The sequence below is a fragment of the Curvibacter sp. APW13 genome (genome assembly GCF_032337135.1).
Classification (GTDB): domain Bacteria; phylum Pseudomonadota; class Gammaproteobacteria; order Burkholderiales; family Burkholderiaceae_C; genus Allorhodoferax.
Genome location: NZ_JAVXZZ010000004.1, coordinates 253,811 through 267,482 on the forward strand (window position 1 = coordinate 253,811; position 13,672 = coordinate 267,482).

Annotated in this window: 13 protein-coding genes; 8 read left to right on the forward strand and 5 right to left on the reverse strand. The window is 62.9% G+C overall.

All coding sequences use genetic code 11. The annotated features are described in order from the left end of the window. Window positions 1-162: 162 nt before the first annotated feature. From RQP54_RS16985 to RQP54_RS16995, 3 genes are all read left to right on the forward strand, one after another. Complete coding sequence (locus tag RQP54_RS16985; RefSeq protein WP_315679619.1) at window positions 163-1,062, forward strand: 5'-nucleotidase; 900 nt, start codon at window positions 163-165, stop codon at window positions 1,060-1,062. 123 nt (window positions 1,063-1,185) lie between these two features. Continuing rightward, on the forward strand, window positions 1,186-2,685 hold the full coding sequence (locus RQP54_RS16990; RefSeq protein WP_315679620.1) for a DUF1800 domain-containing protein: 1,500 nt from the start codon (window positions 1,186-1,188) through the stop codon (window positions 2,683-2,685). A gap of 6 nt (window positions 2,686-2,691) precedes the next feature. Continuing rightward, a complete protein-coding gene (locus RQP54_RS16995; RefSeq protein WP_315679621.1) occupies window positions 2,692-3,948 on the forward strand; it encodes a DUF1501 domain-containing protein in 1,257 nt (418 codons plus the stop codon). 488 nt (window positions 3,949-4,436) lie between these two features. On the opposite strand, the gene RQP54_RS17000 is transcribed toward RQP54_RS16995, so the two are convergent. Further along, on the reverse strand, window positions 4,437-4,904 hold the full coding sequence (locus RQP54_RS17000) for a hypothetical protein (RefSeq protein ID WP_315679622.1): 468 nt from the start codon (window positions 4,902-4,904) through the stop codon (window positions 4,437-4,439). A gap of 486 nt (window positions 4,905-5,390) precedes the next feature. Here RQP54_RS17000 and RQP54_RS17005 point away from each other — a divergent pair, with 486 nt between their 5' ends. Next, entirely contained in the window at window positions 5,391-7,205 is a 1,815-nt protein-coding gene (locus tag RQP54_RS17005) for an ABC transporter ATP-binding protein/permease (RefSeq protein WP_315679623.1), read from the forward strand. On the opposite strand, the gene queC is transcribed toward RQP54_RS17005, so the two are convergent. The 3 genes from queC to RQP54_RS17020 all read right to left on the reverse strand — a co-directional run bounded on the left by queC (window position 7,166) and on the right by RQP54_RS17020 (window position 9,466). After that, window positions 7,166-7,897: a 7-cyano-7-deazaguanine synthase QueC gene (gene queC, locus RQP54_RS17010; protein ID WP_315679624.1), complete on the reverse strand. Its 732-nt coding sequence runs from the start codon at window positions 7,895-7,897 to the stop codon at window positions 7,166-7,168. The genes RQP54_RS17005 and queC overlap by 40 nt on opposite strands. 90 nt (window positions 7,898-7,987) lie before the next feature. Then, complete coding sequence (locus tag RQP54_RS17015; protein ID WP_315679625.1) at window positions 7,988-8,416, reverse strand: hypothetical protein; 429 nt, start codon at window positions 8,414-8,416, stop codon at window positions 7,988-7,990. A 354-nt stretch (window positions 8,417-8,770) separates the two neighbouring features. Continuing rightward, window positions 8,771-9,466, reverse strand: coding sequence for a crotonase/enoyl-CoA hydratase family protein (locus RQP54_RS17020; RefSeq protein ID WP_315679626.1), 696 nt, complete (start codon window positions 9,464-9,466; stop codon window positions 8,771-8,773). 158 nt (window positions 9,467-9,624) lie between these two features. Here RQP54_RS17020 and RQP54_RS17025 point away from each other — a divergent pair, with 158 nt between their 5' ends. From RQP54_RS17025 to RQP54_RS17040, 4 genes are all read left to right on the forward strand, one after another. Continuing rightward, complete coding sequence (locus RQP54_RS17025) at window positions 9,625-10,140, forward strand: hypothetical protein (protein WP_315679627.1); 516 nt, start codon at window positions 9,625-9,627, stop codon at window positions 10,138-10,140. A 66-nt stretch (window positions 10,141-10,206) separates the two neighbouring features. Continuing rightward, window positions 10,207-11,136 carry a hypothetical protein gene (locus RQP54_RS17030; RefSeq protein ID WP_315679628.1) on the forward strand — a complete coding sequence of 310 codons (930 nt, stop codon included), beginning with the start codon at window positions 10,207-10,209 and terminating at the stop codon, window positions 11,134-11,136. Between the two features lie 559 nt (window positions 11,137-11,695). Continuing rightward, the gene (locus RQP54_RS17035; protein ID WP_315679629.1) at window positions 11,696-11,887 is read left to right on the forward strand and encodes a CsbD family protein; all 192 of its coding nucleotides are present in this window, start codon (window positions 11,696-11,698) and stop codon (window positions 11,885-11,887) included. A gap of 181 nt (window positions 11,888-12,068) precedes the next feature. Further along, on the forward strand, window positions 12,069-12,266 hold the full coding sequence (locus RQP54_RS17040) for a hypothetical protein (protein ID WP_315679630.1): 198 nt from the start codon (window positions 12,069-12,071) through the stop codon (window positions 12,264-12,266). A 54-nt stretch (window positions 12,267-12,320) separates the two neighbouring features. Here RQP54_RS17040 and RQP54_RS17045 read toward each other — a convergent pair whose 3' ends face one another. Then, entirely contained in the window at window positions 12,321-13,469 is a 1,149-nt protein-coding gene (locus RQP54_RS17045; RefSeq protein WP_315679631.1) for an NDP-sugar synthase, read from the reverse strand. Window positions 13,470-13,672 lie beyond the last annotated feature (203 nt).

Sequence of the window (13,672 nt, forward strand, 5' to 3'; positions counted from 1 at the left end):
GCTGCGCGGGTCGCTGGCCTTGCAGGCCGCGTCATTGCCAGAGGCAACGCCTCTTCGGGCTGTCCCACCCTGCGCAGGCAGGCTGGGAGCCGCAGCCCTCAGCCCCAAGGGGGCCCTCGCGCCTAGGGGCGGCCCGTCGGCGCTCAAGATCACTTTAAACCTATGGCACAAACACTCGATGACAAGCTGGTCGTGGCCATTTCGAGCCGCGCGCTGTTCGACTTCGAAGAGGAAAACGAACTGTTCGAGCAGGCCGACGACGAGGCCTACATGCAGCTGCAGCGCGAGCGGCTGGACGTGCCGGCCAAGCCCGGCGTGGCGTTTTCGCTGGCACGCAAACTGCTCGCCTTCAACACCCCCACGCAGCAGCGCGTCGAGGTGGTCGTGCTCTCGCGCAACGACCCCTTCAGCGGCCTGCGCGTGATGAAGTCGGCCAAGCACTACGGACTGCCCATTACGCGCTGCGCCTTCACCCGCGGCACGCCGCCCTGGCGCTACCTGGCGCCGCTGCGTGCCAACCTGTTCCTGAGCACCCACCTGGCCGACGTGCGCGCCGCGCTCGATGCCGGTGTGCCGGCTGCGCAGGTGTACCCGCGCAGTGCCCATGCCAGCGACCGCCACCCCTCCGAAGTGCGCATCGCCTTCGACGGCGACGCCGTGCTGTTCAGCGACGAAGCCGAGCAGGTCTACGCACAGGGGGGTCTGAGCGCCTTCCAGCAGCACGAAGCCGACAAGGTGACGCAGCCGCTGCCCGACGGGCCGTTCAAGCCCCTGCTGGCGGCACTGCACCAGCTGCAGCAGGCCGGGTTGGCCGACATGCGCATCCGCACCGCCCTGGTCACGGCCCGCAGCGCCCCCAGCGACGAGCGCGTGATCCGCACCCTGATGGACTGGGGCATTGCCGTGGACGAGACCTTCTTCCTGGGAGGCCTGGACAAGGGCGAGTTCCTGCGCGAGTTCGAGCCCGACTTCTTCTTCGACGACCAGACCGGCCACATCGAATCGGCCGCGCGCCATGTACCGGCCGGGCATGTGGCCAGCGGTGTACGCAACGAAGCCTGAGCTTCCGCTGCGCCCTCGGTAAACCGCCGGTATGCGGGCGTAACCCTCGGTAAAGCCGCTTTGCAAAGGCTGGTCAAGCGGACCCCAGGGCGCTACAAACGGGGCACACCGCAAAGGACCGCCATGCACACTCCACCCCCAGCCCTCCCCGCACTGCGCCGCCGCAGCGTCCTGGCCACCCTGGGCCTGGGTGCACTCGGCGCAGTCCCACCGCTGCGCGCCCAGAGCAGCGCAAGCACCCCGCCCGAGGTGTGGCGCGCCGTGTCCCGCGTGGGGTACGGCCCCACACCGGCACTACTGGCTACCGTACGCCAGCAAGGCGCCCGCAGCTGGGCGCTGCAGCAGGTGGACGTGGCCCGCACTGCCAGCCAGACGGCGCCCGCCATCCCGGCGGACTATGCCCACATCCTGCAACCCTTGCCGGCCCTCTTTGAAGGCGCACGCAAGGAGCGCGAGTCGGCCAAGTTCCGGCGTGAGAACGCGGCGACCAAGCCCGACCAACCGCTACGCATCGACCGCCCCTCACTGGACGATCCCACGCAGTTCAGCCGCGCCATGGCCATGGGCACCGCAGCCTGGCACCTGCGCAGCAGCAGTGACCCCGCGCTGGAGCCGCCGCTGCTGGCGCGCATGACGGAGTTCTGGTTCAACCACTTCAACGTCTACGTCGGCAAGGGCGCCGTGCGCCCCTTCATTGGGCACTACCTCGTCCACGCCATCCGCACCCATGCGCTGGGCCGCTTTGAGGACCTGGTGTTTGCCACTGCCCGCCACCCCGCCATGCTGCACTACCTGGACCAATGGCAGAGCGTGGCCGAAGGCAGCCGCGGCCCCGAAGGCAAGACCCGCGGCCTGAACGAAAATTACGCCCGGGAACTCATGGAGCTGCACACCCTGGGCGTACACGGCGGCTACACCCAGACCGATGTGCGCGAACTGGCGCGCATCCTCACCGGCTGGACCATCGGCCCACAGGAGGCCAGCGGCTTTCGCTTCGCCCCGCGCATGCACGACAACGGCACCAAGACCCTGCTGGGCCAGCGCTATGGCGGCACCGGCAACGGCGAGCAGGAAGGGGTAGATGCCATCCGCGCCCTGGTGCGCCACCCCAGCACCGCGCAGCGCGTGTGCCTGCGCCTGGCCCAGTTTTTCGTCAGCGACACGCCACCGGATGCACTGGTGCAGCAGCTGGTACGCAGCTTCACGCAAAGCCAGGGCGACATCGCCCAGGTGCTGCGCACCCTGCTGCAGTCCAGCGAGTTCTGGGCCCCCGAGAACCAGTTGTTCAAGACCCCGCTGGACTTCACCTGTTCGGCCATGGCGGCCACGCAGACCGGAAGCGACCCACGGGTGTTGCTGCACACCTTCCACTTCCTGAACCAGGCCGGCCAGCCCCTGCACGGCTGGCAAACGCCCGACGGCTACCGCTTCGACGCCGCCACCTGGCGTGTGCCCGAAGCGCTGACGCGCCGGGCCGACTTCGCCCTGCTGCTTGCGCGCAACAGCGACACGCGCTACTTGCTGCCCTACCTGTCCGAGCGCACAGTGCAGACCATCACCCATGAAGCGCCCGCGCTGCAAAGCGGCCTCATTCTGGCCAGCCCCGAATTCCAGTGGAAGTGAACCGCCATGACTGAACGCAACACCCTCTGTGCTTCACGCCGCCAGCACCTGCAGTGGCTGCTGGGCAGCAGCCTGGCCTGGGCTGCACCCTGGGCCTTGGCACAGACCAACGCCAGCCAGGGCCGCCTGGTGCTGGTCTTTCTGCGCGGCGCCTACGACGGCCTCTCGGCCCTGGTACCGCATGGCGACGCGGACTATTACCGCATGCGCCCCAACATTGCAATTCCCGCGCCGGACGGCAGTGCCAACACTGCCTTGCAGCTCGATTTGCAGTTCGGCCTGCACCCGGCACTCGCTCCCTTGCTGCCGCTGTGGCAGCAAGGCCTGCTCGCCGCCATTCCCTGCGCCGGCTCGCCCGACGCCACGCGCTCGCATTTCGACGCCCAGCACCACTGGGAAACCGGCATCCCCGGCAACAGCAGTGCCAGCCCCGGCTGGCTCAACACCCTGAGCGGACAAACCCAAGCCAAGGCCATCGGCGTGGGTGAGGCCAACCCGCAGATCCTGGGCGGCCCGCAGGCCGTGCAGCTAGTACCCAAGGGCGAAGCCGCCACGCGCAAAGGGGCGCTGGGTGACAACCGCACCCGCGACGCCGTGATGCGCCTGTACAGCGGAGACGACGCGCTGTCGCAAACCTTCCGCGCCGGAGCCGCCAGCCGCACCCAGACCGCCGACATGCTCACCCAAGCTCCTTCCATGGACGCCAGGATGGACGCCGTGATGCAGGCCGCCAACAACGGTGCCGGCAGCGTGAAAGGCCTGGCGCAGGACGCCCAACACCTCGGCACCCTCATGCGTGCCAACCCACAACTGCGCCTGGGCTTTCTCTCGGCCGGTGGCTGGGACACCCACGCCAACCAGGGCGCGGTGACCGGCACACTGGCCAACAACCTGGGCGCGCTGGCCGAGGCCCTGGTGGTGCTTCGGCGTGAATTCAACCGCCGCGACGACGTGGTGCTGGTGGTGAGCGAGTTCGGCCGCACCAGTGCCGAGAACGGCACCCGGGGCAGCGACCACGGCCACGGCAACGCCCTGTGGCTGCTGGGCAACCGCGTGCAGGGTGGTCGCTGGCACGGGCAGTGGTCAGGTCTCGCGTCGGGCAATTTGCACGAGGGACGCGACCTGCCGGTGCACCACGATTTCCGGGCGGTGTTTGCGCAGGTGCTGCGGGCTACGCAGGGGTCTAGCTCTGCGCAACTGGATGCGCTGTTTCCGGGGTTTGTTTGGGATGCAAGGTTGGATGGGGTGATGCATCGGGCTTGATGCATGAGGGCTTTTCGTTCGCCCTGAGCTTGTCGAAGGGCTTTGCGGTTTGCTGCGCTGCAGGCCGGGTCTCGGCCCGGCGGCCGCCTTCATTTAGCGAAACCCGCTTTGCGGGTTTTCTTTTGCTCGCCAATGGCGTGCTTTGCACGCGGGGCTTGCTCACTTCGCGTAGCGAAGTTACGCAGGCACCAAACGAAGCAAAGAAATGGCGAGCCGGATGCGTCGGCCCTTCGGGCTCACTGCGTTGCTCGGCTGGGGCGGGAGGCGCGCAAACTCGGCTATCGCCTCAAACAGCGCGCGCATCTTCATCCGCCCCACCCTGCGCTACTCGACTCCGCATGACGGCGGGGAATACCACGCGCGCCATCGCTTCGCTCGGCGCGATTTGGTGCCAAGTCAGGTGGTAGCCCTGGTATTGATTGCGCAAGAAGCTATAAATTAAATAGCGGACGACTATCAGATTGGGCCGGTCGCAGGGATTCAACTCGCTAAATGTGCCGATTTTGGGAGGCAGCGGCAAGACCGCGAGTTTCAGGATAGGCACTGGTGAAACGCCTCACCGCATCATCCGGCAGACCAATGAGCAGAGTAGCGCTGCTGTCCCAACACACAATTTCAAAAAGGGCGTCGCTCAACTGGGGCGATACCTCGACCCCCTGCCAATAGCGAGGATTGTCATCGACGTATGGCGCTTCTGTAATGTCGCGGCGATAGCCCACAGGGAACGCGCTAAAAACCGCCCATATGAATTGCACTGTGTGCGTAGTCAGGAATCGTTCCAGCTCAGTTCCAGGTATCCATCTGTCATCGTTAGGAAAATCGGTACCGTAGTAATTCGTTTCAACATCACTGAGATACCAATCAAACGCAGATGCACGAAGACCGGCGGCATCGAATACGACACGCATATCTGTATAAAAACTGACTCGATCTGTACGTTCAAGAATGAGGTTCACCGTAGCCTTCAGAAGGATTGAAGCAATAGACGTGATGCGGATGCTACTGTCTGCGATAGGCTTTTGAAGGTCAGTTTTCGCCCCAAAGCAGGACTTAAGAAATCCAACGCCCCCCGCGCCGAGCGAAGCGATGGCGCGTGAATCTCCCCAACCCCCTCTGGCTGCGCCGAGGAGCGCAGCGGGCGCTGGGTGAAGGGGCGCGCGCTGTTTGAGCCCGCAGGGCGAGTTTGCGCGACCCCCAGCGGCTGCGAGCACCGCAGGGTGCCCGAAGCGCAGCGGAGGGACGCAGACAGCGGGGTCGCCTTCTTTTGCATCCTTTTCTTGGCGAGCAAGAAAAGGATGTCGCCCGCCGGGGCGAAACCCGGCACGCCGCGCCCGGCCGGGCGCACCTTCAGGCCCCAAGCGCCCGCTCGCAGAAACATGCCAGAAACACTCTGCCGTTACGATCCCCCACCCACCCCAAATAACAAGAACACCACCGAGACCATGACCTGGACAACCGCCATCCGCCAACGCCTGCACGCCACCAATGTCCTGCGACAACAAGTCTGGGCCCTGAGCGCCCCCTACTTCCGCTCCGACGAAAAATGGAAGGCCCGCGCGATGCTGGCGGCCATCGTGGCGCTGAACCTGGCGCTGGTCTACATGGCGGTGCTGTTCAACGACTGGAACCGCATGTTCTACGACGCGCTGCAGCAGAAGGACGAAGTCGTTTTTTGGGAGCAGTTGTGGCGTTTCAGCTACCTGGCGTTCGGCTACATAATCATCGCGGTCTACAAGTTCTACCTGACGCAGCTGCTGGAAATTCGCTGGCGCGCCTGGATGACGGCGCACTACCTGCAACGCTGGCTCAGCAACCAGGCCTTCTATCACTTGGAGCTGATGCGCTTTGTGAAGCAACCGGACGCGCAAGGTCTCCAAGGCAACCCCGACAACCCGGACCAACGGATTGCTGCGGACATCAGCGGGTTCATCAGCCAGTCGCTCTCGCTCGCCATGGGCCTGCTCAACTCGGTGGTCACGCTGGCCAGCTTTGTCGGCATCCTGTGGGGCCTGAGTGGCAGCTTTGGCTTCAATCTGGCCGGGAAGGAGTTCAGCATTCCCGGCTTCATGGTCTGGGTGGCGGTGCTGTATTGCCTGGCCGGCAGCGTCATCACCCACTACGTGGGCCGCAAACAGATTGGGCTGAACTTTGAGCAAGAGCGCCGAGAGGCGGACTTCCGCCACCACATGGTGCGGGTGCGCGAGAACAGCGAGGCCATTTCCCTGGAACGCGGTGAGGGTGTGGTACTGCAGCAGACCAGCCACCGTTTCAGCAAGGTACTGGAAAACTTTCTGGCGCTGTTGCGTGCCCAGAAGCAACTCATCTGGTTCACCAACTTCTTCGGCCAGGCATCGGTGATATTTCCCTTTCTGATCGCAGCACCGCGCTACTTCTCGAACGCCATCCAGCTTGGCGAGTTGATGCAGATTTCCAGCACTTTCGGCCAGGTGCAGGGTGCGCTGAGCTGGCTGGTGGACAACTACCCCTCGGTGGCGACCTGGCGCGCCACCACCGAGCGCCTGACCAGTTTTGAGGCAGCATTTCAGGCTCTGGCCCGCGTGGAAACTGCGCAGGCAGCTAGCAATTCAGTAGCAGACGAATCGGAAGTGCACGCTACCGACCTGCAGGTGCAGCTGCCCGGTGGCCAGCCACTGCTGGCCCCGGCCACGCTGGCGGTGCAGCCCGGCGAGCGCGTGCTGCTGCAGGGGCCTTCGGGCTCAGGCAAGTCTTCGCTGTTCCGCAGCCTGGCAGGCATCTGGCCGTTTGCACAGGGGCAGGTGGCGCTGCCCGCCAACGCGATGTTCCTGCCGCAACGCCCCTACTTCCCCAACGGGCCGCTGCGCGAAGCGCTGGCCTACCCGCTGCCCGCCAGCACCTACTCCGACGCACAACTGCAGCAGGCGCTCGATGACGCCCTGCTGCCCCAGCTGAAATCCGAGCTGGACCGCATTGACGCCTGGGGGCAGAAGCTCTCGGGGGGTGAGCAGCAACGCCTGTCCATTGCCCGCGCCTTGCTGAAGAAACCGCAGTGGCTGTTTGCCGACGAGGCCACCAGTGCGCTGGACGAAGCGGCTGAAGCCGTGGTGTATCAGCGCTTATGCGACCTGGTCACGGCCCAAAGTGGTGGCCTGGTGTCCATCGCCCACCGACCCGCGCTGGCACGCTTCCACAACCGGCGCTGGGAACTCGTGCCCAACGCCAACGCGGGCACGGACGCTCAGGCCGCCTTGTTCCGGCTTTCCACAAACCCGGCATAGCCGCGCGCGCGCAGCTCGCAGGCCGGGCAGCTGCCGCAGCCATAGCCCCAGTCGTGGCGGTGCACGCGGTCGCCCTGGTAGCAGGTGTGGGTGTGTTCCTGGATGAGCTCCACCAACGCCTGTCCACCGCCGGGCTGTGCGGCCTCGCCCAGGTCATGGGCCAGTTGCCAGGTCTGGGCCTTGTCGATCCACATGAGCGGGGTTTCGATCAGGTAGCGCTGTTCCATGCCGAGGTTCAGCGCGATCTGCAGCGCCTTCATGGTGTCGTCGCGGCAGTCGGGGTAGCCCGAAAAATCGGTTTCGCACACGCCCGTGACCAGCACCTGCAGGCCACGCCGGTAGGCCAGCGCGGCGGCCAGGGTCAGGAACAGCAGGTTGCGCCCCGGCACGAAGGTGTTGGGCAGGCCGCTGGCTTCCATCTTGTAGGCGATGTCGCGCGTGAGCGAGGTGTCACTGACCTTTCCCAGCACCGCCAGGTCCAGTACATGGTCTTCACCGAGCTTTGCACCCCACGCAGGAAAGCGGGCTTTGAACTGCGCCAGCGCTTCCAGGCGCACCTGCAGCTCGACGCTGTGGCGCTGGCCGTAGTCAAAACCCAGGGTTTCGACGCGCTCGTAGCGTGAGAGGGCATGGGCCAGGCAGGTGGCGGAGTCCTGGCCGCCGGAAAAAAGGACAAGGGCTGTCGTATGCATGGGGGCAATGGTAGGGCATCTGCCACGCGGCGCGGGTGCCAAAAGAAACGGCCCTGTCGGGCCGTTCATGGATGCTGCGAGGGTGCAGGCTCAGAGCTTTTCGGTCTTGGTGATTTCCGAAGGCTTGAACTCGGTGGACTGCTTGGCCAGGTTGCCGGGCTGGCTCAAGGGAGTCACGTGCTTGGGGTCGGTCAGGGTGTTGCTCACCTGCTCGATCTGCACCGCACTGGCACTGGCGGTCCACACCGTGCGCAGGTGGTCCATCAGCACCTGGGACAGTGGTGGCGGAGGCGGAACTTCTTCCTTCTTCTGCGCCTGTTCCGGGTGGTGGATGGTCCAGTCCTTGGCCACCTTGCTGGCCTCGGCACTGCGCACCATCGGATCGACCGGGTTGGTATAGACCGGGTCGTTCGGATCGGCGGGCGGCGCCGGGGGCTTGACCATGTTGATCACGCTCGGCGTGGGTTCCAGGTGCGCCGTGGAGACGGCGACAGATGGGTTGACCGGAGCAACGGGCAAAACCCTATTTGCCCCAGACGACACCACCTCCGCGCCGGCGGGGCGCTGGATAGGGTTTCGATCAATGGAAGGCAGTTGCATTTTGGTTTGGGCCTTTCGGCCCCCTCCGGTTACTTCTGTAGGTTGACGTACGTTTCTTAACGGCAGATTTAGCGGGTTATTTAGGCCTATTTCTGATTTTTTTTGAAAAAACCAAAAAACGGCCCACTGACACCCAAATTGCACCACATTGGTGCAATTTGGGACTTTCACCACGGAAAACCGTCCGCTTCATCAAGGTTATCGGTCAATTGGCGGCAGAAACAAGGCCTTTTTCTGGCTTTGCGCCCCAATCTGCCCTACGCCCCCTGCCGCTCAGTTGCCCAGACCCGTGACTCGGTCCGCCGCGATGCCGGCCTCCAGCGCATCGAGCAGGGCCTGGCGTACCTTGCGCTTGGTGGCGGCATGGGCGCCGGGGTTCAGCTTCTTGTAGCGCTGTGCCACCTCAAGGGCCGTGGCCATGAGCTGCTCCGGAGCCACCACCTGGTCCAGGAACCCAGCTGCCAGGGCCTGCTGCGGGTTGCACATCTCGGCGCAGACCACGCTGCGCTGGAAGGCCGGCTTGGTCAACCGGTCCTGCGCCAGCAGGATGCCCACGTTGTGCATGGTCATGCCGATCTGCACTTCGTTGAGGCCAATGCTGAACGGGCCCTCGACGCCGATGCGGTAGTCGGCCGACAGCAATACGAAGGCGCCCTTGGCCACCGCATGGCCGGAGCAGGCCACGATGATGGGCTGGGGGTGTGCCAGCATGCGCCGCGCCAGCGTGGACCCTGCGCTGACCAGGTCGATGGCCTGCTGGCGGCCTGCCGTCATGACCTTGAGGTCATATCCGCCCGACAGGATGCCCGGCTGGCCGGTCACGATGACGATGGCCTTGTCTGCCTCGGCGCGGTCCAGGGCCGCGTTGAAGGCATCGATCAGGGCATGCGAGAAGGCATTGACCTTGCCGTTGTTCAGGGTCAGGGTGGCAATGCCGTCTTCCAGTTGGTACGTGACCAGTTCGCTCATGGCTACTCCATTGTTGAGAGAATAAAAGCGGCAGTCTAGCTGCCCCTGGCGGCCTCCCCCTGTCACGGAGACACGTTGCCCTGCATGGCACCGGCGCGAAGCGCCAAAAATGGAGTCCGAACACCACGGGAAAACCCCGCCATTTCCCATTCCAGTTCATGCTGCGCGCCGCCGATACCAAAGACATGATCGACGCCACCGTACACCTCGAACCCGAAGTCGGCCTGCTGCGCCCGCCTACCCGCGAGTTGCAAGTGCTGACCTGGAGCAAGCAGCTGCGCCCCGTGCGCTTTGATGACCACCGTGCCGTCACCATGCTCAGCCATGCCATCCATGGCCTGCAGTGCGCACGCAACAACCTGGAGCGCCCGCATCTGGCCTGCGGGCATATCCACTCCAGCCTGTACACCCTGTGCCTGGCCACGCTCTACCTGCACGGCCTGCAGCCCTACGGCAAGGAAGGCCAGAAGGAACTGGTGGTGCAGTGGGGGCTGGAGCACCTGCAGATCGACATCGAACGCCGCGCACGCGCCCTGTGGGCCAGGCACCTGTGGCTGACCACCATGGCCGGCGCCTCCGATGGCACGGAGCTGCATGCGGTTCCGGACCTGGTCGAGACCACCACCCAGTCGCTGGCCAACGCCCGCATGCTGCACCCGGACTGGTTTGGCTAGAAGCAACACCCGTTTGCCGGTGCGCACAGGTCGGGCCTAGAATGGCCCGACACCCCGCACCGCACCATGCCCTTTGTCCCCGCCTGGTTTAACCGCATTCGCCGCAGCCTTGGCGTGTGCGCAGCTGCCGCAACACTGGCGTGGCTGAACCTTGCGCCGCCGGTCCAGGCAGGAGAGACCGAGCCCATGGTGTTCATCCACCATGCCAAGGAGTCCGCAGGCGATACCCGCTACGAATACCACTGGCGCGTGCTGCGCGCCGCGCTGGACGCAACCACCGCGCAGTGGGGGCCGTATGAACTGCGCGAAGCCCCGTACATGAACGAGACCCGCCAGGTGGCCGAACTGTCCAATGCCACGGGCCTGCTCAATACCATGGTGCTCGACACCACCGTGGAGCTGGAACAGAAACTGCTCCCGGTGCGGCTGCCCATCGACAAGGGCCTGCTGGGTTACCGCGTCTTCCTGATCCGCAAGGACGACCAGGCCGCCTTCTCGCAGGTGCGAACGCTGCAGCAGCTGCGCGCGTTCAGCATCGGCCAGGGGGCCGACTGGTCCGACACCCAGATCCTGCGCCAGGCCGGGTTCAAGGTGGTTACCGGCTATGCCTACGAAGGGCTGTTCGGCATGCTGAATTACCGCCGCTTTGATGCCTTCAGCCGCGGCGCGGTCGAGGTGCTGGGCGAGATGCGCAGCTTCGGCCCCCAGTACCCGGACATGCAGATCGAAGAGTCCTTGCTGCTGTATTACCCGATGCCGGTGTATTTCTGGTTCAGCCGCGACAGCGCGGGCCAGCAGCGCGCCCGGCGCGTGGAGCAAGGCATGCGTGCCATCCAGGCCAATGGCACGCTCGACCGGCTGTTCAAGACCGAGTTCTCCGCAGTGGAAGCGACGCTGCGCCTCAAGGAACGGCGCGTGCTGCGCATCGGCAACCCGCTGCTGCCCGCCGCCAGCCGCACCATCGACAAGCGCTGGCTTTACGACCCCACCCGATAGGCTCTGGCGCGCTCGTCATTCGACCGTCACACTCTTGGCGAGATTACGTGGTTTGTGGTCTACGCCCACATGCCTGCGGCATATGGGCTTCGCCCCAAACCCAGTAACCCGGAGCCCTTCGGGCTGACGCTTCGCGTCAACAGAGCGTGCCCGTCATTCGACGGTCACGCTCTTGGCCAGGTTTCTGGGTTGTGGCTACGGCACGGCCCTGCGGGCCTTCACTTCGCTGCGCGAAATGAGCCTGCGCCGCAAGCCGCGCAATTGGCTGCGGCCAAGGCCGCAGGGCGCTGCTGTTCTGACCAATTAAAGTCGAAAACAGCGCCCTAGCATCCATGCGGGTTTGCGGCGTACCAAGTTCGCAACAGCACGATCCAAAGTCGAAAACAAGAGTACTCCTCAGCAAGCTAAGCAGATCTAAGCACTGCGCCGACCGTTCATCTCTGCGGCTTTAGCCATCCGTTTGCTCGCGCACAGACCGCCCCGGAATCCAAGGCTAGTGTTGCTCTACGTTGCATTCGCTACGTGTCGGCACCTAGCCAGTCAAACTAAAGGAGTGAGCATGAGTATCAACAAAGATCAAAGCAAAGGACGTGCTGAAGAAGTCAAGGGAAAGGCAAAGGAGGTAATCGGAAAGAGTGTCAAAGACAACGAGACGGAGCTAAGAGGCCGTGCCCAAAAAAAGGTTGGCGCAGTTCGTGCCGCGGTGGGTGATGCAAAGCAAGAGATTGCTGCCGCCATGAAAAATCGGTGACCGACGAACGTTGGCCATATGAGGAAAAGCCGACGCCCGACCCCAAATTTAATCTGGCAGAAGAGCCGATAGATTTCACTCTCGGTGTCAAAGCGCACGGACGCACAGGATCTTGAATGTCAAAGTAACGATCCGATCACTTCGCAAATCCGCGAGACATCGGAATTTAACGAAAGCGTCTATGACTTCATCCGCAGTATCGAATACCAGTGGCAGTGGCAGTGGACAACATACGGCACCAAAGGCCAATCAAGCAGATCGCCGCATTATCCTTGACCGTCGCGAAGCCGCTGGCACCAAGAAAGCAGACAGTGGCCACGAAGCTGGAACAAAAAAACCAGTTCAGCCTAAGAACGAAACTACCCACCGCGCCTATTAGGCGCATCTAGCAAGGAATAGATTCAAAGGTCCCGGCACTGAACCGAAGCGGTAATCAGGCAGTGACCAGGTCCTTTGCCTTCAGAGGCGTTGATACAGACTTATCCCGTGCATCACCCCATCGCAGGATCGACGCGTCATCGCCTTTGTACAGAGTGTTGCCATGACGATCAACGCAGTACTGGCGTGACACAATCATTTCATAGATATCCATATCTGCTGCGATCCGGGTGTATTCAAATAGAACGCTTCTAGTGATTCGGGAGCCAGATTTAAGTACGCATCCATGCCCTACCCAGACAGGGCCCTTGATCTTGACCCCTGGCTCAATGCATACCCCAGAACCCAAGTAGACCGGCCCTTCGACATCAACATCATCCCAAGCCACTGAGACGTTAAGTCCGACCCAGACTCCAGGTCGTATCTCAACACCGGGCATGGGCATGTTGGGGACTGTCCCCGCGAGAACGCGTTGCAGAACCTGCCAGTAGTCGCTCACACGGCCAATGTCTATCCAGTTGAAACTCCGACGCTGCACAAAAAAGGGCAAGTCACGTTTGACTAGTTCAGCAAATAACTGTGAGCCGATGTCATAGACGGTGTCAGGAGGAATCAAATCCAGAGCTGCGGGTTCAAAGATGTAGATGCCCGTGCTAGCGATTGTGGACCGTGCTAATGCTGGAGTTGGTTTTTCCTGGAACGATTGCACTCGCCCATCGTTGTCGGCAAGAATCACGCCATAGGACTGCACATCTTCCCGCGGAACCTCCATGCCAATCACACTCGTGATTGCTCCTTGGGCACGGTGCTCTTGTATAGACGCAGTGATGTCCAAATCAATGAGCGCATCCGCACAAAGAACCAGCGTCGTTGAATCGAAGAACCTGGAAAAATCCTGAATGCGACGCATACCTCCAGCGGACCCCATCGGGTGAGGAACAATCTCACCGTGCTCACAGCGGCCTTCGTAGGAGTAGCCGATCTGTACCCCCCACCGACTGCCATCGCCAAAGTAGTTCTCGATTGTCTGGTGGTGCCAGGCAACGTTGACCATGATCTCGTTGACGCCGTGCAAAGCTAGGTGATCTATCAGGTACTCCATGACCGGTTTCCCCAAAATCGGCACCATGGGCTTGGGTAAATCCTGTGTCAAGGGGCGCACACGAGTGCCCTGTCCAGCCGCCAAAATCATTCCCTTGGTCATTGCGTTCTCTACTTTTGAAGTCGATGGAACTTCAGAGTTTTGAAGCGAAATAGTTGCCCGGTCTGTACGGTAAAGGACATACAAGCAGGCCACTCGCCCCCTAGGCTACAGGGTATGTCAGTCCTACCATGGGTTGGCAATTGCCCCTGGCCGAGCAGCACTGCGATTTAGTGAATCGTGAGTACTTCCAGTCAGGATGCAAC

Bases quoted from the DNA above. Each gene is read 5' to 3' on its own strand.
- RQP54_RS16985 (WP_315679619.1), top strand. From the start codon at position 163: ATGGCACAAACACTCGATGACAAGCTGGTCGTGGCCATTTCGAGCCGC.
- RQP54_RS16990 (WP_315679620.1), top strand. From the start codon at position 1,186: ATGCACACTCCACCCCCAGCCCTCCCCGCACTGCGCCGCCGCAGCGTC.
- RQP54_RS16995 (WP_315679621.1), top strand. From the start codon at position 2,692: ATGACTGAACGCAACACCCTCTGTGCTTCACGCCGCCAGCACCTGCAG.
- RQP54_RS17005 (WP_315679623.1), top strand. From the start codon at position 5,391: ATGACCTGGACAACCGCCATCCGCCAACGCCTGCACGCCACCAATGTC.
- queC (WP_315679624.1), bottom strand. From the start codon at position 7,897: ATGCATACGACAGCCCTTGTCCTTTTTTCCGGCGGCCAGGACTCCGCC.
- RQP54_RS17020 (WP_315679626.1), bottom strand. From the start codon at position 9,466: ATGAGCGAACTGGTCACGTACCAACTGGAAGACGGCATTGCCACCCTG.
- RQP54_RS17025 (WP_315679627.1), top strand. From the start codon at position 9,625: ATGCTGCGCGCCGCCGATACCAAAGACATGATCGACGCCACCGTACAC.
- RQP54_RS17030 (WP_315679628.1), top strand. From the start codon at position 10,207: ATGCCCTTTGTCCCCGCCTGGTTTAACCGCATTCGCCGCAGCCTTGGC.
- RQP54_RS17035 (WP_315679629.1), top strand. From the start codon at position 11,696: ATGAGTATCAACAAAGATCAAAGCAAAGGACGTGCTGAAGAAGTCAAG.
- RQP54_RS17040 (WP_315679630.1), top strand. From the start codon at position 12,069: ATGACTTCATCCGCAGTATCGAATACCAGTGGCAGTGGCAGTGGACAA.
- RQP54_RS17045 (WP_315679631.1), bottom strand. From the start codon at position 13,469: ATGACCAAGGGAATGATTTTGGCGGCTGGACAGGGCACTCGTGTGCGC.